Origin of the sequence: Membranihabitans maritimus (assembly GCF_021729145.1) — a bacterium.
In the GTDB taxonomy this organism is placed as follows: Bacteria; Bacteroidota; Bacteroidia; order Chitinophagales; family Saprospiraceae; genus Membranihabitans; species Membranihabitans maritimus.
Map to the genome: position 1 here is coordinate 99,747 of NZ_JAJSLW010000004.1, position 18,780 is coordinate 118,526.

Consider the following 18,780-nt stretch of genomic DNA (forward strand, 5'->3'; position numbering starts at 1 on the left):
CTAATGGTTTATTTTAGATAATCGTTTACTTTTTGCCGAATAAACGACTTAACATCCTCCCAGGTTTGCCCCTTTAGGCTGACCGGTTCTACGCTTTCTTCGGTATCCGTGAAATATGTAAGGGCTACGGGTATAGAAATTAATAGCATTTGCATTGGATATTTTTTGTGATAAAAGGCCAATTATATTTGAAAGGGAGTAATGGTATACCAATTCATAAATATCCCAAAAATCCTTTTTTCTTCCCCTACCCAAAATAGCATTAATCTTCATAGCAATCAGGTCTTCATCTCCAAACATTCTAAAATCGCCAATACTGTCTATTTTTGAAATAATGGGATGTTCCTACTTGATTATATAACTTTTACATCCTGAATATAGCAGAAAGTTGCCCATTTAGCCTTACTTATTTCAGGCATAAAATCACGACCAAACTCTCTTGTCAAAGCCTTTTTCACCAAATAAATCAAGATCAATCGAAATACGATGACCATATTTTAACGCCAAAGCAGTACCTCCCAACAAGTAGAAATTACTTAATTCAGAAAGGCTCTTCAGTCTTTTCAATAAGGCAAAACTTTCTGGATTAATTGTCTGTGTTTGTAACATCTGAATACATTCACGGGTTCGTCAATAACAGCGCTTGCCAGATATAATCGATTCTGGGTAAATACTTCTTATTTAATTATACATTTTTGATTCGACTACCCCATAGTATCTCCTGCACTGACGTATATCTTCCACATCACCACGCTCAAAAACCCGTTCGATCACAAAGGACGCTTTCTCGTCTATATCCTCATTTTTTCCATATCCAAGTCCCAAAAGAACCGGGGGTCGAAATTTGGCTTCGGCTTTCCTTCGGTATTTTCGTAATTTGTTTCCACTTCTCTTCCCGTTTTATAATCATCATAATACAAATGAGATATAATTTGTTGATTTTCAATTGACAGAGCACGCAGTAGCTGCAAAACAGCAACCAATATAAATTTTAGAAATACAGTTAGTTCACATAATAGCATTCATCAAAAATCCCATACTATTTTCACTTTTTTATGTCAATGCAAAGAAAATATATAAAATTGCGTACCCGCTTTGTAGCACTAAAATTTAATGAAGCCATGTCGCAATTGATAAAGGAATACGCAATCTACATCCCACTCTTTATTCTTGTTTCCACATTTAGCTATTCACAAACCGAACCCACCGGTCTTTATCTCACCTGGCAAAAGGATCCGACTTCTACCATGACTATAGACTGGCATACCTTGCCGGAAGACCATGCAAAACCATTTATTTACTACAGACAAAAAGATAGACATGAATGGAGCAAAGAACAGGGGAATAATTTCGACTTCCCAAATTCAGACCGAATTGTTAACAGGATTGAACTTACAGGATTAAAAGCGAATACAACTTACCATTTTAAGTTTGACGGCTTCGAAAGGGTGTATCAATTTACCACTCTTCCAGAAAATATTGACAGCGAACCACTATCATTCGCTATTGGTGGCGACACCTATGACCGTGGCCACTGGGCACGTCATATTTGGATGGAGCGCATGAACAGGGTAGTCATGCAATACCAACCAAAATTCATAGTCTGGGGCGGGGACCTGGCATATGCTGACGGTAGACCGGACCAGTCCTGGCGCTGGGAAGGTTGGTTCGATGCTATCAAAAACACTTTAATAGATAAGGATGGTAAAGTAATACCTATCCTCCCTACTATAGGCAATCACGAAGTAAATAAAAGTGTCCATTCCTGGGGAAAAGATTACGAACAAATCAATGCTTTGCGTGAAAAATCCGCCCCATTTTTTTACAGCCTCCTTGCATTCCCCGGACAACCGGGTTTCAAAACACTGGATATTGGAAATTATCTCAGTTTGATCATCCTGGACACTGACCACACTAACCCCATTAATGGGATCCAGGAAAAATGGTTGCAAAACTCCCTGGAAGATCGAAAAGAGATTCCACATGTTTTCCCTGTTTATCATGTTCCGGCTTATCCTTCCCACAATGAACTGGACAATAGATCTTCCGAAAGAGTGAGAAAATACTGGAGTCCCCTATTTGACAAGTACAATGTTCCCTGGGCTTTTGAATATCACGACCATTCATACAAACGTACGCCCCCGATCCGCAATGGATCTGTCCATTCCAAAGGGACTGTATATATTGGTGATGGTGGTTGGGGTACTCAGCTCAAACAACCAAAAGATGCACACAATACCTGGTATCTGGACACTACTATCCGCGAACGTCACGCCGTACTCATTTCTTTGTACCGCGATCAACGATTTCTCCGGGCTGTAAATGAATCCGGACAAATTATCGACGAATACCCTAATTTATTTTACACACCTCCTTTATCTAATCAAATTAGCAGCTTGACTCCGGATGGAGGTATAACACTCAGTGCTGAAATTGCCGATAGATCCCGGGGTGTCCATATTGATTCTGACTACAAAGGATATACAGAGAATGGATTTGCCTGGTTTGAGAAAGAATTAGACTCTACATTTCTAACCTGGGATATACCGATTGAAAAGAGTGGTCATTTTATCTTATTCATCAGATACTCCCAGGAAGGAAGTCAGAATTCCCAAATGAAGTTTATTGTCAATGATGCCGTGATAAATCATAATTTGACATTTACACCTACCAAATCGTGGGCGGATTGGGAAAAATCCTCCCCAGTCCGTGTTTTTCTCAAAAAAGGGGATAATACAATAACTCTCCAAAAAATGGGGAAAAATATACCGCGGATAGATCGGTTGGAAGTATTACCAGACTAAAGTCTCTATATGTATTTTTAATAATACAATATTAATCTTAACTTCTATCCTTCGGACATGACAATTAATCTAAATTGTCGTGTCTACCACTTCATATTGTCGCAATTACACCTTAGAAATAAGTGTCAGAGATCCTATATTTGAAAAAAAATCCATACAAAATGAAACCAAGGAAGATTTGGGCAAACTTAGCAATAGAAAACATCGAAAGGACACAACAATTTTACCAGGCACTGGGGTTTGAACTTAATGGATCCCCTGCTAACAATTTGGTAAGTTTCTTTTTCAGTGACGATAAGTTCATCATCCACTTCTTTGAAAAAGAGCAGTTAAAAGAAAGCCTTGAAGGAAATTTGTCTGACCTAAATCAGGGAAATGAAATTATGTTTTCACTTTCCGTAAATAGTAAAGAGGAGTTTGACCAGTGGATAGAGGAAATAGAAAAGGCAGGTGGTACCATTCTTTTTGATTCTAACAAAGACCGGAAAAAATTTTATGATGAAAACGGTTATTTCGTTTGCGTATTTTCCGACCCTGACGGTCACAAATTCAATCTTTTATACAGTGCTAATATGTAAGGAATAATCACCATGGTTTTAGGAGCATTCGTTTACCGTGTAGCAATCAAATACCCATAAGGCTTTAATACATCTACATTATCGAATACCACCTTCGCGATGCCCAGAATCGGTACAAATACCACCATACCGGCTATACCCCAAATAAAACTGCCCAATAGAAGAGCAAAAATCGTAGCTAACGGGCTGAGATCAACTTTTGCACCAGCTATATTAGGAGTGAGCACATAACTTTCTACGTGCTGAATAATTATAAAATAGATTCCGGTCATCACGACAACAGAAGAAGAGTCCTGAGTCAATAGTGCATAGACCACCGGCAATAAACTACCCAACAATGATCCGACATAGGGGATCAGGTTCAGTATTCCCGCTGTCAAACCAAAAAACAAAGCATGTTTTAAACCAATAGCATATAAGGTTATAGTATTTGTAATTGCCAGAATCAAAACCACTAAAAACACTCCAGCAATATATGAACTCGCCACCCGGGTGGTCTTTTCGACGATATCAGCTGCATCCTCCACATTATCTGAACTCCTTTTACGAACGACCTGTATTACAAAGTTTTTCAATCGATCACGGTACAACAGGAGCAAAACCGCATAGGTAATTACGATCACAAAATTTACCAGATACAATCCCAGTGAACTGAATATCAAAGTCGCAAAATTTGTAATTTCTCCGGCAGCAGCTTTTAACTGTTCTTTTAAATACCCTTCTTGTTGTTCTCGCGAGAGCGCAAAAGAATCTGAAACATAATCATAAAATGAATTTAACATGGTGGGTAATCGATCCTGTAAAGACCCAATATCCTCACCAACAAGTATAATCTGATTAATCAAAACCGTAAATACGCCTGCTATTACTACGATAGTCAAAAGGACACTAATGCCAGCCGATAATCCTCTGGAGAGTCCCCAGTCTTCCAACTTTTTGCAAATCGGAACCAATAACATTGCCAACAAGCTTCCCAATGCAATGGGTATAAGGAAAGAACGCCCCAAATACAGCATTGTGAATAATAAAAGCAAAAACAGTAAAAACTGATTAACCGTAAATAATGAAGAACGATATTTCATACCCGGCTTGAATTAAATTTTATTTAGTAAACAATTTGTAAAGTAAAAGTTTGCTGCTAAAGAATAAATATTGTCCAGCCTTTTTCTTCGTTTTGGATGATTACTATTAATTTTCAGGAGTAATATACATTTATGTCTTTGCAAAGATGCACCATTTATGAAACCTAACACTTTTAATCTTACCGTACTAATCCTTCTTTCATTTCTGTCCTTATCAACCGCCCAGAAAAAAAGCATTTCTGAAACCTGGTATAAAGGGAATCTCCATGCACATTCCTTTTGGAGTGACGGGAATGATTTTCCCGAAATGATTATGGATTGGTATAAGAATCACAATTATGATTTTGCAGTGCTCAGCGACCACAACACTCTCAATGCCGGAGAAAAATGGGTCACTATTGATGATAATAAAACAAAGAAATTAGCCCTGCAGAAATATCAAAAGAAATTTGAGGACCATTGGATTCATACCAGGAAAGATTCTGAAGGGAATACTATGGTTCGACTAAAGACTCTCCAGGAATACAGAAGTATTTTTGAAGCATCTGAGGAATTTCTCATTATTCAATCAGAAGAGATCACAGATCGTTACGAGAACAAACATATACACGTTAATGCTACAAACATCGTAAATAAAATAGAACCCCGGGGAGGAAAAACCGTTGCCGAAATGCTCCAAAACAATATTGATGCAGTCAACGCCCAAAGAAAAGAAACCGGAGTACCTATGATACCCCATATTAATCACCCGAATTTTGGGTGGTCCGTTACGACAGATGATATTAAAAAACTGGATGGTGAGCAATTTTTTGAAGTATATAATGGTCATCCCGCAGTGCACAACTTCGGCGATGACACAAGACCCGGCATGGATGAAATGTGGGATGATATACTCACTGCTTACATATTGAACAATAAACCACCTTTATATGGGCTGGCTACTGACGATTCCCACAGCTACCATGAGAGAAAAGTAGGACATTCCAATACCGGACGCGGATGGGTCATGGTCAATGCCCAAAACCTGAACCCGGTATCGATAATTAATGCCCTGGAAAAAGGTGACTTTTATGCTACCTCAGGCGTAAATTTTAATTATATCAAAAAAGCAAATAATACGCTTTCCTTTGAGGTTCAGCCCGAAACAGGAGTGACTTATAAAGTTCAGTTCATTGGCACTAAAAAGAGTAACCCTATGGACACAGGGATTGTGCTAAAAGAAACCAACGAAATCGAAAACTCGTATACATTAACTGATGATGATTTGTACGTACGGGCGATAATCATTTCCGATAAATTAAAAGAAAACCCCTACCAGGAAGGTGAAACAGAAAGAGCCTGGGTCCAACCTTTGATCAACAAATAAGTCCTCATATCCAGTAAATATATCATATTACCGTATTTGCATATTATATTATTTCCATTTACACTCATTTTTTGATATTATTACACTGTCAAAAAACATTTCAATGAGTAATAAGGTATCCAGAAGAGGTTTTATAGAATCTTCTGCTGCAGGGATGGCAGGCTTTTACATAAGTCCGGGTAAACTATTCCGTTCTCAAGAAAAAAAATATTCATCTTCGTCTAAGATCCGGATGGGTTTTATTGGATTAGGACGCCGATCTGTAAATTTGGTAAATGGATTTATGAAGTTTGGGAATGTCGAAATTGTAGCGGGAAGTGATGTATATGGAGTCAAATGTGATCGATTTAAGAAAATACTTACTGAATATTACTCATCAAAAGGTTGGACCCCCCAAATAACTATTTATGAAAATTACCGGGATTTATTGGAACGCAAAGATATTGATGCGGTAGTTATTGCTACACAGGATCATTGGCATGCGTTAATGGCCATAGATGCATGCAAAGCAAAAAAGGATATATACATTGAAAAACCATTAACCTTTACTGTAGAAGAGGGTAAAAAACTAGTCAGTGCTGTTCGGGAACACAAAATTGTATTGGCTGTGGGTTCGCAACAAAGATCTGATACCCGGTTTCAACATGCAGTTCGTATGGTTCAAAGGGGAAAAATTGGCACAGTCCAAAAAGTTAATGCACATGTAGGAGGTCCACCCAAACCATTTAATCTACCCAAAGAAAGCTTGCCTGATGATTTGAACTGGGATCTGTGGCTCGGACCTCTGGCGGCTGATATTCATTATAACAAAGAACTCAATCCGCCCATATCTCTGAATCCAGAACAAAGCGAAGAAATGTGGGGTGGCTGGAGATGGTATAAAGAGACTGGAGGAGGACTTACTACGGATTGGGGAGCACATATGTTTGACATCAGTCAGTGGGCAATAGGTATGGACCGAAATGGTCCTGTTAAAATCATCCCTCCCGGACACGAGGGTACAGATTGCCTAACCTATCAATATGATAACGGTGTAATCATGACCCAGGAGCCTTTTGATGAAAAGGGTACAAAAGGTTGTAAATTTTGGGGGACTGACGGTTGGATCGAAGTATCCAGAGGACATTATAAAGCTTCAGATGTGTCGCTGAACCCGCCCGAAGATATGGATATACAAGGCCCCTCGCATTATCTTGACTTCCTGGAATCCATCATTACAAGGAGAGATCCTATCGCTTCCGTAGAGATAGGTCATAGCACCTGCACTACATGTAATATAGGAAACATAGCGTATGAATTGGACCGGCCACTAGACTGGGATCCCATTCGCCAAGTTTTCACCAAAGATCAGGATGCTAATAAACACCTCCACAGGCCCTATCGGAAGGGATATTCATTGTAAAAAAAAAGTATGAAAAATAGTTTTTGGTACATTATTATACTCTTTTTATTCTCTTCAGTTGAGATTTTTTCGCAAAACGATAAACCTAATATTATTGTCATTTTTTGCGATGATCTGGGCTATGGGGATCTGGGCACATTTGGTCATCCAACTATACAAACCCCTCATTTGGACCGAATGGCCGAAGAAGGTCAAAAATGGACAAATTTTTATGTAGGCGCATCAGTATGCACCCCGAGCAGGGCGGCTCTACTTACTGGTAGATTGCCCATTCGTTCCGGCATGTGCAGTGACAAAAGAAGAGTTCTTTTTCCCGATTCTAAAGGAGGGCTTCCACAAAGCGAAATTACTGCTGCGAGCCAGTTGAAAAAAGCAGATTATTATACGGCCTGCATAGGAAAGTGGCATTTGGGGCATTTACCGGAATTCCTACCTACTTCCCATGGATTTGATTATTACTATGGTATACCTTATAGTAATGACATGGATCGGATCAAAGACATCGACCGTAATGAAGCTTTTGGCAATTCAAAAATTGAATATTTCCAGGTTCCCCTGATGAAAAATAGTGAAGTATTAGAGCAACCTGCTGATCAAACCACTATAACCAAAAGATATACAGAAGAAGCTGTCAGGATCATACAAAATAAGAGTAACCACCCATATTTTATTTACCTTGCTCACTCTATGCCACATGTTCCCTTATTTCGATCCAAAAATTTCGAGGATAAAAGCCTTCGCGGCCTTTACGGAGACGTGATCGAAGAAATTGATTGGAGCGTTGGCAAAATCCTGGATGCATTAAGAGAAACCGGCCAGGATAAAAACACCTTGGTTGTTTTTACTTCTGACAATGGCCCATGGCTTACTTTTGACCAGCAAGGAGGAAGTGCAGGTCTTCTGCGTGGCGGAAAAGGTGGAACTTTTGAAGGTGGTATGCGAGAACCAACTTTATTTTGGTGGCCGGGAACCATTTCGCCAGGTGTAATTATGCAGCCTGGAACCACTATGGATTTATTCCCCACTTTTAGTTCCTTAGCCGATATAGAAATGCCCGAAGATAGGATTTATGATGGCTATGACCTAACTAATGTTCTCAATGGAGTGGGAGCTAGTAAGAGGCAAGAAGTAATATATTATCGTGGGACCAAAGTATACGCATACAGACTGGGAGCCTATAAAGCCCATTTCATTACTAAAGCAGAGTATGGCAACCCCGAGGAAACGATTCATAATCCTCCCTTGCTTTACAATCTTAATATAGATCCATCAGAAAAATACAATGTTGCAACAGAGAATCCGGAAATTATTGAAAGAATAAAAGAAAGCATTACAAAGCATAAAAAATCAATTCAACAAGTAGAAAATCAACTAGAAATCAGGTAACCCAAAATTGAATTCAAATATAAATATTAGTCAAAGTGGGATGCTCATGGCATAGGGTTAAAATAGCTAATTAAAACTAGGGTTCCTGACAGGCCGGAAACAACACCTTGGGGGAAGTCCACACCTGGCAATTTAAAGAATGATCGTCAGGATAGTCCCCTTACATAGTGGTACCCTTTAGGACCATTACCTGCCAGGTAACGAAAACAGCAGTGTGGTTTTGTTAGATATAATTAATTCAAAGTATCGCGGGGAAAACATCGATTTCCTTGAAAGTAGGAGACTATTACCAAGAAACAACCCGGAAGTATTTGGTTTTGATGTACTAGAATTCTTAGACGCCATTACTCCCCCGAATAATTTTCCTGAAAAGGACAATTTACTATGGGATCGTTATAAAAAGGAGGGCTGGTTTATTTCTTAAGGAAATAATTGATTATATGCGTTACAACAAGTCCTGCAGATCCAGTATACATTAAAAAATGGCCCAAAACTTCACCCATTTTATCCATACCCAACCCCAGGGCCAAAATCAACCAAGCTCCCCAGAGAATCTTTTTTATAATAGTATTTCTGACTGAAGTAAATTGAACCGCTATTAAGCCTAAAATTAAAAAAATCAAATCAAGGAACCCCCAGAAACCGCCACCACTTATATGTAAATGGTTTGAATGACCTGAATCTACTATTGGAGCTAATACAAAAATCAATGGAGAAATTAAACAATGTAAAATACACAAAGCGCTGGAACTCGCTCCCAAAATATCCGAATTTTTACTTATTAATGCACTCATATTTCTATTCTTTTCTGCCACGAGTTCAAAACTGTATCATTTATGATCCGCAAATATAATTATTTTTTAAACACACTGCAACATAGTTGCATGTAATTTCAAAAGGAATATCAATCTGATTTTTACTATGTCTTCTTGGCAAGGATAACGATGGTTGCAATAATAAAAATTGCCCCTAGCCAGTCCGCGAAAATAAACGGAACTTGCAACCAAATTACCGCTAAAAGGGTAGCCGAAAGAGGTTGGACAGAAGCCATAAGCGATGAAGTTTCTGCGCCTATCATTTTCACTGCATTGAGATAGAGATAGAAAGGAACCAAACTTCCCAAAATTAATATAAAACCACAAAATGCAAATGTATAAATATCCCAGGTTCCCGGAACAATCCAGGGCCGGGTTATTATGCCTGACAATAATCCTCCTATCAGCATTCCCCAACCAATAACAGCAGTTGATTCAAATCTTTTCAATAATCTTATCGGAAAAATAGAATTAAATGCAAGGGCAAATGCAGCACATATTCCCCAAACAAACGCCACTGGAGTAATCGAGAGTTTTCCAATATCACCATGTGTCACTAAGAGAAATGTACCTGAAATTGCAAGAACAATAGCAAGTGCCTCTCTTTTTGAAGGCCACCTTTTCCTGACCAGAGAATAATAAGCAGCAATAAGTACGGGACCCAGATATTGCATGACAGTTGCCGTAGCAGCATTTGAATGTTTAATGGCAGAAAAATATGTCAACTGGACCCCTAACATACCAAAGAGCCCAAACATTATTTGTTCTCGTATATCTTTAGCTTGTTTCCAAACAAGAAAAGTTTCTTTTTTATTCTTAACCAGAGAATACAATACAAGAGAAGAACCAGCAAATAACAGTCGGATACTAACCAACCATTCAGCTTCAATATCCCGTTCCTGAAAAAGGAATTGTGCAAAAGTACCCGATACACCCCAAAGAACTGCAGCCGTAAGGACAAATACTCCTCCCTTTGAAATTCTCATATTTTTCTTCCTATAGGACATATCCGGTATTCACTGTTATAAAATGGGTTTGAAAATTTATTAAAGCAATACACGCTAGGACGTTAGTTAAAAACAAATAATAAAGAATATTTATTTACAGAAATTATTCAAACCATCAATAATTCGGCAAAGATATTAAACTTTCACATCCTGCATACTTAGATAACCTGATTTCCTCTAGTATTTAGGATTTCAACTCACTCCAGTGTGCAACAAAACAACGACTTAGGTAAATCATCTGCTATTGAACATATTAGCAACAGTTTTCTGTTCAGTCCCCGAATTCCTATATATGCAGGAGTCCATGGGGAAAGTGATTTATTATTTTGACCTTTTACTGGAGCTATGTGAACCCGGCAGGATTCTAACTTGTACCAAATAGATAATGGAAACAGCTATGCCCATCTGGTAAACACACAAAAGAATTGGATTTATTGTGAGACAGTGGCGAAAAACATTGTCTTAACAGGACTACGACGAGTCTTGTTAGCACAGCATTCATAGAAAAGTCTTTCAATTTATAATATTTTATAATCTATTTTGGCATTCAAAGCATTGATATAATATATCGTTGGAATTGTTTTAATCATAATTTAACCTTGGAAAATATTTTACAAGTTTTATCTATAGATTGAGCAACCAGTATCTAAAATATTATACATTTGCCTGAATTAAAATCACATTCCCTGAAGTGAGATTTTAGGTTTTATGCAAGGATCAAAATAAAATCAAAATGCTACCCGGAACCAATTCAAAATGCCCTGAAGTCTTTTTTACCTTTTTATTCATTTTTATTAGCGCTTTACTTTTTTCTCAAACCCCAACCGAACCGAGTAGAATTATACTCAACCCTCTTGAATCAGGACATACCGGAGTATCCATTACCTGGAGGTGTCCTAGAGAAGTAAAAGAAAATTATATCCAATGGAAAATAGCAGACCCCCATCCTATACATAGTGAAACAATACTTGATCAACAAAATGCGTCTTTTCAATTAGACACTGTAACCTATGAGGGTAAAACCGGGATTTTTAAAAGTTTTAGGGCGCAATTGACAAATCTTGCCCCTGGAACCAAATACATATACCGCGTAGGAAGTAATTCCAATCAATGGAGTGAATGGATTCAATTCCACCTCCCGGAAGCAAGCCCGGATTCCATATTTAGTTTTATTTATTTTGGAGATCCACAATCAGACCTCCACAGCCAGTGGTCAAGAACCATTAGGCAAGCTTATTCTACCGCCCCGGAATCTGCATTTTTACTTTATGCCGGAGACCTGGTTAATAGAGGATACAACGACCGCGAATGGGGAGATTTTTATCGCGCGGGTGATTTTATCCACAGGATGATTCCCTCTGTCATGACTCCAGGTAATCATGAGTATGAATACCCGATCCTTTCTCCATTATGGAAAACCCACTTTACTTTACCGCAGAATGGCCCTGAGGAGATCAAGGAACTTTATGGTGCCTGTTATTACATTGACTACCCTGCCGTCCGGATTATTTCACTCGACGGAACAAGGTTGGAAAATGATCGGAAATTGAGAAAAATCCAGGCAAAATGGTTAGAAAAAGTATTATCCGTAACCGATAAAAAATGGATCATTCTTACATTACACCAGCCTTTCTATAGTACCAAGGCTAGCCGGGATAATCCTCAAATACGAAAAGCTCTTAAACCATTATTGGATAAATACGGTGTAGATCTTGTCCTTCAAGGACATGATCATGCCTATGGGCGGGGCATGTTGGACGAAAACTCAAAACATCCGGTAAAAGCCGGAACAATGTACGTCGTATCTGTCAGTGGTCCAAAAATGTATGAAGTAGGAGATCAAAAAGAATGGATGACCAAAAGTACGGAAAACACACAATTATACCAGGTAATTAAGATCAATGGAAATAAATTATTTTTTGAATGTTACACTACAACTGGGGACCTTTTTGATTCATTTGTACTCCAAAAAGGTACCAATGCCAGTATTTTAATAGAATAATTTCTCGTATTGCCATTATTCGCTCCATGGAGGTGTTATGCCATTCATACGTGAATAAGCAATTAACTGTCCCAGGTGTTCATTTGAATGAGACATACTAATTAGGATAGAAGACATATTAGTATATTCCCCTGGAAAAGGATACTCTACTTTATCTGATAGGACTTCATATGGTGTCTCTTTAATTGCGTTAAATATAAAATCATATGACCCCTGTAGTGCTTTTTGTATCTCCTCTTTAGTATCAAGGTTTTTTTCCAATGACTGCATATCAATTTCTGATGGAACCTCTGCACCTAGTTTGGAACCAAAAAAATAATTGGCAGAAATGATGTGGGCAAATATTTGGGCAAAGGTACGAACTCCTTCCTCTGGCGCCCAATTATATGTATCCGCTGGTATCGCCTCCGACAATTGTATTACTTTGTTGGATGTAAATTGAAGGAAATTTACGGACTCGGACTGTAACTGTTCCTGACCATACATTTGAAAGGACAAGAATAAAACGAATAGAACAAACAATTTTTTCATAACTAAAATTTGAATGAGTTTGCAATTGCTTTAATTTAATATTTTTTTTAAAATTAAGATTTATTTTTTATTTAATATTTAAAATAAAATATTTTAATACCTGACATTTAACACTGAAATTGAGGGACCATAAATAATAACTCATCAAAAGTAAAAAAATGGTTTTGATTAAAAATTTGATCATTAAATTCACTAACTTCCGTTTATAATATGGAACTTGTAAAAGGTCATATCTATGAACATCAAACACTTTTTTATATTTGCCGCTACTTTACTGTCCTTCCAGTGTCAAAAGCAGGCGAATTCTGAGGAAAGGACCGATTTCACTCCTTATATCTCTGGATTTACAACAGGTATGATTTCCAGCCATTCCTCCATAAAAATTAAATTGAGAGAAAAAGTCCCTGAATCCATCATGGAAAATCCCCTCAACCCTGATATCTTGATGATTTCACCAAAAGTATCCGGAACAATCCAATGGACAAATCATCAAACACTGGAATTCATACCGGAAATACCTTTATCTTCCGGTCAAACATACACAGCTACTTTAGACCTTGGAGCACTGGAATGGCTCAATATACAGGAAGATTTTAATTTTAAATTTCATACCATACCGCAGGGAATTTTCATCCAAAACAAAGGTATGCAACCTTATACAAATAATGATCTAAGCTTACAGCAATACCACGTAAAAGTTCAGACCGCAGACATAGTTAATTTCACACATTTAGAATCTTCATTTACAGCTACACAAAATGGGGAAAAACGCCCGATTCGCTGGGAAAAAATGGGAGAACAAAAGCTGTTTAATCTGACAATTGACAGTATTCAAAGGGGTACAGAACCATCAAGAGTTATTCTTTCCTGGACCGGCGAAAAAATTCAAATGAAAAACAACGGGAAAGAAATAATAGAGATTCCCTCCATAAATGACTTTACTTTGTTAGGTACTTCAGTTTACCAACAGCCCAACCAATATCTTACACTACACATGTCAGATCCCTTGCTGGAAAACCAAAACCTGGAAGGATTGATACATTTCCAACCTTCGGAAAAAATCCGAATTGACCTGGAAGGAAACGATATACATATTTACCCGGAAAAAAGACTGGTTGGAGAAAAAACCATTGTGGTTGAAAAGGCTGTAAAAAATACTGTAGGTCGCTCGTTAAGTAATAAAATTGAAAAAACCGAATCATTCACTTCGATTAAACCTGCACTTGAGTTGGTCAGTTCGGGAGTCATACTTCCAAAAACAGGAAATTTAACCTTCCCTTTTAAAGCCGTAAATCTAAATGGTATCAACTTGAGGATTATTAAAATCTATGAAGAAAATATCCCTCAATTTTTTCAGACTAATCAATTTGACGGATACAATGAATTATCCCGGGTCGGCCGCATTGTTTACAAAGACAAAATTCAACTCAGCAGCCAAAAACCCATAGATTACGGGACCTGGAATACTTTCTCTATTGATTTATCCAGGCTAATAGAAGTTGAACCCGGTGCGATCTACAGGATCCACCTGAGTTTTGAGCCATCCCAATCATTATACCCTTGTGATTCAGTTTTCGGTAACACTGAAGATATCGTTTTTAACACTGAAGATGAAATTAGTGATTCGGAAGCTGCCTTATTTGACAACCCAAACACATATTATTGGGATGATTTTGACATCGACTATGATTATGGAAATTATAATTGGAGGGATCGTGACAACCCGTGTACACCATCGTATTATATGTCTAGCGGAAGATCAATAGCCCAAAATATCCTGGCATCCGATTTAGGTATTATAGCGAAAAAAGATGCATCAAATAATCTTAAACTTGCCGTAACCAATCTACAAACGACAGATCCACAGGGGGGAGTCAAAATAAATATTTTCAATTTTCAAAACCAATTAATCAATTCGGTCAACACAGATTCTAAAGGTTTTGCAGAAATTCCACTGCCCAATAAACCCTTTTTCCTTCTTGCCGAACAAGGTAATCAAAAAGGATATTTGCGATTGGACGATGGATCCTCCCTGTCCATGAGTATGTTTGATGTATCGGGCAAAGAAACTCAAAAGGGGATGAAGGGATTCCTTTATGGTGACCGTGGAGTTTGGAGACCGGGTGATTCCCTTTATCTTACATTTGTTCTGGAAAAGTCCAACACGCAAATCCCGGAATCACATCCCGTAATATTTGAGCTATTGACACCGGACCGACAGTTATATACCCGCGAGGTTCTAACTACTTCGCTCAATGGATTTTACGATTTTCGCACGGGGACAACAACATCAGACCCCACAGGTAATTGGTTGGCACGAATAAAGGTAGGTGGTTCGGAATTCACACAAACAATCAAAATAGAAACCGTAAAACCCAACAGACTAAAAATAAATATCGATTTTGGAGCTGACATTATTTCCAAAGGTTCCATCCAAAAGGGACAATTATATTCTCAATGGCTACATGGGGCAAAAGCCGGGAATTTAAAAACAGATATTGAATTGAGTATTAGGAGTGGGGACACAAAATTTGAAAAATATCCGGACTATAATTTTGATGACCCTTCGATCGAATTTAGTACAGAAGACAAAATCATCTTTGAAGGACAAACGGATCAAAATGGAAATGTAATATTTGATCCCTCCATTGAGATTTCAGAAAATGTTCCGGGTATGCTACGTGCTAATTACAAAATCAGGGTTTTTGAAAAAAGTGGTGACTTTAGTGTGGATAACCATCCAATTTACTATTCTCCTTATAACAGTTATGTAGGAATTAAAATTCCAAAAGGTAATGGATATAATGGCGCTTTATATTCCAATGAAACCAACCTTATCCCTATAGTATCCCTCGATGAGAATGGAAATCCCGTTAACCGCAACAGAATAAAAATTGAAATTTTTGATATAAAATGGCAATGGTGGTGGGAACGTGCTGAAAATGATGATTTATCCCGATACATTTCCAATAAAAGCGCGAACCTGATAAAAACAGATTATGTAAACACTTTAAACGGGAAAGCACTTTATGAATTAAACTTTAATAAAGACCTTTACGGAAGAAAACTAATTCGAATCACAGATCCCGTTTCTGGGCACAGTACCGGGCAAACATTCTATGTCACATACAAAGGTTGGTGGGACAACAGTGGAGATCGTCCAGAAGGTGCTGAAATGTTGACATTTAGCAGCAATAAAGAAAAGTATAATGTGGGTGAAAATATTGAGATTTCTCTTCCGGAATTTCAAATGGGGAGAGCGTTGGTTAGTATTGAAACCGGATCAGAAATTATAGATCAATTTTGGGTTACACCAAACGAAAACAATAGCTTTGACTTCGATGCTACACCCGAAATGGCTCCAAATATTTTTGTAAACGTATCTCTTATCCAACCACATGAAAACACGAAAAATGACCTTCCCATTCGAATGTATGGGGTTCAATCCATTGAGATAGAAGACCCCAATACACATTTAAATCCCCAACTTTCAATGCCTGACGAACTGGAACCGGAAAAGCCCGTAACCATTGAAATTTCCGAAGCCAATAACAAAGCTATGACCTACACGATAGCAGTTGTAGACGAAGGTTTGTTAGACCTCACAGGCTTCAGTACCCCGGCTCCCTGGTCGTACTTTTATTCAAAAGAAGCTTTGGGCATCAAAACCTGGGACATGTACAAATATGTTATCGGGGCATTTTCAGGTGAAATGGCCGGTCTATTGGCTTTGGGAGGTGATGAGTTTATCAAACCCAACGATGCCAACAAAGTCAACCGCTTCAAACCCGTTGTAAAATTTCTTGGACCTTACTCTCTGGAAAAAGGGGAGAAAAAAAGCCATACTTTCACGATGCCCAACTATGTAGGTTCCGTGCGAACTATGGTAGTAGCCGGAGAAAATCAAGCTTACGGATCAGTCGAAAAAACAACGCCTGTAAAGAAACCATTAATGGTTCTGGCCACACTTCCTCGGGTATTGGGGCCTTCAGAGCAGGTGAAATTACCGGTCACTGTTTTTGCGATGGATCCCAATATAAAGAACGTTACCATAAGAGTGGAACCCAATAAATTGCTAGAGAATAATGGGCCGACCACTAAAACCGTAAAGTTCAATGAGACAGGAGAAAAAGTCATCAATTTTGACCTGGATGTTACTGAAGCCATTGGAATCGGAAAAGTAAAAATTAGTGCTACAAGTGGAGGACAATCCGCCACGGATGAAATTGAACTGGCCGTAAGGGCGCCCAGTGCCGAAATTTCCCATGTCGAGGAAGGAGTTATAACCCCGGAAACTACCTATTCTACGGAATACAGTTCATTAGGACTTCCGGGTACAAACCAGGGTGTTGTGGAAATATCATCCATTCCTCCTCTAAATTTGGAACAAAGGATGCAATACTTGATCCGGTATCCACACGGATGCCTGGAACAAATTACTTCTTCGGTATTTCCACAATTGTACCTTCCCGGGATTCTGGAACTGACAAATACCCAACAAGAAGAGATTCAAAATAATATTACTGCGGGTATAGATATCCTAAAGGGCTTTCAAATAGGAAACGGCAGTTTTAGTTACTGGCCGGGGGCCTATAGTGAAACTTCAGAATGGGGCACTAATTACATCGGGCATTTTTTGTTAGAAGCAAAAAGCAAGGGATATTCCATTCCCCAAAATGGTATGGAGAAATGGCTGAGGTACCAAAAACTCTCAGCAAACACATGGGCTCCTTCCCAAAGTCGGAATAGCGGATATTACAATGGTGAATTAGTACAAGCGTACCGGCTTTACACACTAGCACTCGCCGGACAGCCCGAAATGGGAGCTATGAACCGACTTAAGGAACTTTCCCGGATTTCTATTGCAGCCCAATGGAGGTTGGCCGGGGCCTATTTCCTGGCCGGAAAAGAAGAAACGGCCCTAAATATTGTAGACAACATTTCCACAGATGTTAAACAATACCATGAATTGGGTCATACTTTTGGCAGCGATTTGAGAGACCATGCCATGATACTTGAAGTACTGTCTCTCCTAAATGATAAAGTAAGGGGTAAAAAAATCTTTGACCAGGTAGCTGAAGAACTGGCTTCGCAGCGCTGGTTAAGTACCCAGTCTACTGCTTACTCTTTGCTGGCCATTAGCAAGTTCATCGATGGAGACCAGGGTTCCGGTACCGAGTTCCAAATAACTATCAATGGAAAATCCAAGGATATCTCATCGACAAAACCGATTTACCAGGAACATTTGGATTTCATATCTAATTCCAACGGGAATATTTCGGTTCGGAACAATGGTTCAAAAGACCTCTTCATTCGGGTACAGACTTCCGGGATCCCTTTGAGAGATGATGTAGGTGCACAAACCAGCGATCTTCATCTTTCTACACGTTACCTTACTTTGAATGGAGAAGAAATAACAGAGGAAGCTATAGACCAGGGGACGGATTTTATTTGTGAAGTAACCGTTTCAAATCCCGGGCTCAGGGGTACATACGAAGAACTGGCGCTTACACAAATTTTTCCTTCAGGATGGGAAATTCGCAATACCCGCATGGATATTCAGTCGCCTAATTTTATTTCAGATTCCCCGGAATACGAGGATATCAGGGATGACCGTGTTTATAAATATTTCGACTTAAAACCCAACGGAAGCAAAACGTTTTCGACTATACTCAATGCCAGTTACCTCGGCACCTTTTATTTACCAGGTATATATTGCGAAGCCATGTACGACCGGTCCATTCATGCCAAGTCCCCGGGTAAATGGGTAAAAGTCGTACAACCGGGGATCGAATAAGGAATTGATA

14 protein-coding genes are annotated in these 18,780 nt (G+C 38.7%); 7 read left to right on the forward strand and 7 right to left on the reverse strand.

What is annotated here, in order from left to right:
- Positions 1 to 8 precede the first annotated feature (8 nt).
- From LVD47_RS05755 to LVD47_RS24300, 3 genes are all read right to left on the reverse strand, one after another.
- Entirely contained in the window at positions 9 to 155 is a 147-nt protein-coding gene (locus LVD47_RS05755; protein WP_236974605.1) for a hypothetical protein, read from the reverse strand.
- A 268-nt stretch (positions 156 to 423) separates the two neighbouring features.
- Entirely contained in the window at positions 424 to 609 is a 186-nt protein-coding gene (locus tag LVD47_RS05760; protein WP_236974606.1) for a nucleotidyl transferase AbiEii/AbiGii toxin family protein, read from the reverse strand.
- A gap of 72 nt (positions 610 to 681) precedes the next feature.
- Positions 682 to 825 carry a DUF6922 domain-containing protein gene (locus LVD47_RS24300; RefSeq protein WP_439651985.1) on the reverse strand — a complete coding sequence of 48 codons (144 nt, stop codon included), beginning with the start codon at positions 823 to 825 and terminating at the stop codon, positions 682 to 684.
- Between the two features lie 296 nt (positions 826 to 1,121).
- On the opposite strand from LVD47_RS24300, the gene LVD47_RS05765 reads away from it, so the two are divergent.
- Both LVD47_RS05765 and LVD47_RS05770 read left to right on the forward strand, forming a co-directional pair.
- The gene (locus LVD47_RS05765) at positions 1,122 to 2,804 is read left to right on the forward strand and encodes a fibronectin type III domain-containing protein (protein ID WP_236974607.1); all 1,683 of its coding nucleotides are present in this window, start codon (positions 1,122 to 1,124) and stop codon (positions 2,802 to 2,804) included.
- A gap of 161 nt (positions 2,805 to 2,965) precedes the next feature.
- Entirely contained in the window at positions 2,966 to 3,382 is a 417-nt protein-coding gene (locus tag LVD47_RS05770) for a VOC family protein (RefSeq protein ID WP_236974608.1), read from the forward strand.
- Between the two features lie 32 nt (positions 3,383 to 3,414).
- Here LVD47_RS05770 and LVD47_RS05775 read toward each other — a convergent pair whose 3' ends face one another.
- A complete protein-coding gene (locus tag LVD47_RS05775; RefSeq protein ID WP_236974609.1) occupies positions 3,415 to 4,464 on the reverse strand; it encodes an AI-2E family transporter in 1,050 nt (349 codons plus the stop codon).
- A 157-nt stretch (positions 4,465 to 4,621) separates the two neighbouring features.
- On the opposite strand from LVD47_RS05775, the gene LVD47_RS05780 reads away from it, so the two are divergent.
- From LVD47_RS05780 to LVD47_RS05790, 3 genes are all read left to right on the forward strand, one after another.
- The gene (locus LVD47_RS05780) at positions 4,622 to 5,830 is read left to right on the forward strand and encodes a CehA/McbA family metallohydrolase domain-containing protein (RefSeq protein WP_236974610.1); all 1,209 of its coding nucleotides are present in this window, start codon (positions 4,622 to 4,624) and stop codon (positions 5,828 to 5,830) included.
- A 103-nt stretch (positions 5,831 to 5,933) separates the two neighbouring features.
- Positions 5,934 to 7,232, forward strand: a complete 1,299-nt coding sequence (locus LVD47_RS05785) for a Gfo/Idh/MocA family protein (protein WP_236974611.1) — start codon at positions 5,934 to 5,936, stop codon at positions 7,230 to 7,232.
- Positions 7,233 to 7,241: 9 nt separating this feature from the next.
- Positions 7,242 to 8,618 carry a sulfatase family protein gene (locus tag LVD47_RS05790; protein ID WP_236974612.1) on the forward strand — a complete coding sequence of 459 codons (1,377 nt, stop codon included), beginning with the start codon at positions 7,242 to 7,244 and terminating at the stop codon, positions 8,616 to 8,618.
- Between the two features lie 413 nt (positions 8,619 to 9,031).
- On the opposite strand, the gene LVD47_RS05795 is transcribed toward LVD47_RS05790, so the two are convergent.
- Both LVD47_RS05795 and LVD47_RS05800 read right to left on the reverse strand, forming a co-directional pair.
- Entirely contained in the window at positions 9,032 to 9,412 is a 381-nt protein-coding gene (locus tag LVD47_RS05795; RefSeq protein WP_236974613.1) for a MerC domain-containing protein, read from the reverse strand.
- Between the two features lie 125 nt (positions 9,413 to 9,537).
- Complete coding sequence (locus LVD47_RS05800) at positions 9,538 to 10,419, reverse strand: EamA family transporter (protein WP_236974614.1); 882 nt, start codon at positions 10,417 to 10,419, stop codon at positions 9,538 to 9,540.
- 754 nt (positions 10,420 to 11,173) lie between these two features.
- On the opposite strand from LVD47_RS05800, the gene LVD47_RS05805 reads away from it, so the two are divergent.
- Complete coding sequence (locus tag LVD47_RS05805; RefSeq protein WP_236974615.1) at positions 11,174 to 12,442, forward strand: purple acid phosphatase family protein; 1,269 nt, start codon at positions 11,174 to 11,176, stop codon at positions 12,440 to 12,442.
- 15 nt (positions 12,443 to 12,457) lie between these two features.
- Here LVD47_RS05805 and LVD47_RS05810 read toward each other — a convergent pair whose 3' ends face one another.
- The gene (locus LVD47_RS05810; protein WP_236974616.1) at positions 12,458 to 12,973 is read right to left on the reverse strand and encodes a DinB family protein; all 516 of its coding nucleotides are present in this window, start codon (positions 12,971 to 12,973) and stop codon (positions 12,458 to 12,460) included.
- A 235-nt stretch (positions 12,974 to 13,208) separates the two neighbouring features.
- Between LVD47_RS05810 and LVD47_RS05815 the strand changes: the two genes are divergently transcribed.
- Positions 13,209 to 18,770 (forward strand): alpha-2-macroglobulin family protein, encoded by a 5,562-nt coding sequence (locus LVD47_RS05815; RefSeq protein ID WP_236974617.1) that lies wholly within the window; start codon positions 13,209 to 13,211, stop codon positions 18,768 to 18,770.
- The last annotated feature ends 10 nt before the right edge of the window (positions 18,771 to 18,780 follow it).

Excerpts from the sequence above, each read along its gene's own strand:
- LVD47_RS05755 (WP_236974605.1), bottom strand. The coding sequence starts at position 155 with ATGCAAATGCTATTAATTTCTATACCCGTAGCCCTTACATATTTCACG.
- LVD47_RS05760 (WP_236974606.1), bottom strand. The coding sequence starts at position 609 with ATGTTACAAACACAGACAATTAATCCAGAAAGTTTTGCCTTATTGAAA.
- LVD47_RS05765 (WP_236974607.1), top strand. The coding sequence starts at position 1,122 with ATGTCGCAATTGATAAAGGAATACGCAATCTACATCCCACTCTTTATT.
- LVD47_RS05770 (WP_236974608.1), top strand. The coding sequence starts at position 2,966 with ATGAAACCAAGGAAGATTTGGGCAAACTTAGCAATAGAAAACATCGAA.
- LVD47_RS05775 (WP_236974609.1), bottom strand. The coding sequence starts at position 4,464 with ATGAAATATCGTTCTTCATTATTTACGGTTAATCAGTTTTTACTGTTT.
- LVD47_RS05780 (WP_236974610.1), top strand. The coding sequence starts at position 4,622 with ATGAAACCTAACACTTTTAATCTTACCGTACTAATCCTTCTTTCATTT.
- LVD47_RS05785 (WP_236974611.1), top strand. The coding sequence starts at position 5,934 with ATGAGTAATAAGGTATCCAGAAGAGGTTTTATAGAATCTTCTGCTGCA.
- LVD47_RS05790 (WP_236974612.1), top strand. The coding sequence starts at position 7,242 with ATGAAAAATAGTTTTTGGTACATTATTATACTCTTTTTATTCTCTTCA.
- LVD47_RS05795 (WP_236974613.1), bottom strand. The coding sequence starts at position 9,412 with ATGAGTGCATTAATAAGTAAAAATTCGGATATTTTGGGAGCGAGTTCC.
- LVD47_RS05800 (WP_236974614.1), bottom strand. The coding sequence starts at position 10,419 with ATGAGAATTTCAAAGGGAGGAGTATTTGTCCTTACGGCTGCAGTTCTT.
- LVD47_RS05805 (WP_236974615.1), top strand. The coding sequence starts at position 11,174 with ATGCTACCCGGAACCAATTCAAAATGCCCTGAAGTCTTTTTTACCTTT.
- LVD47_RS05810 (WP_236974616.1), bottom strand. The coding sequence starts at position 12,973 with ATGAAAAAATTGTTTGTTCTATTCGTTTTATTCTTGTCCTTTCAAATG.
- LVD47_RS05815 (WP_236974617.1), top strand. The coding sequence starts at position 13,209 with ATGAACATCAAACACTTTTTTATATTTGCCGCTACTTTACTGTCCTTC.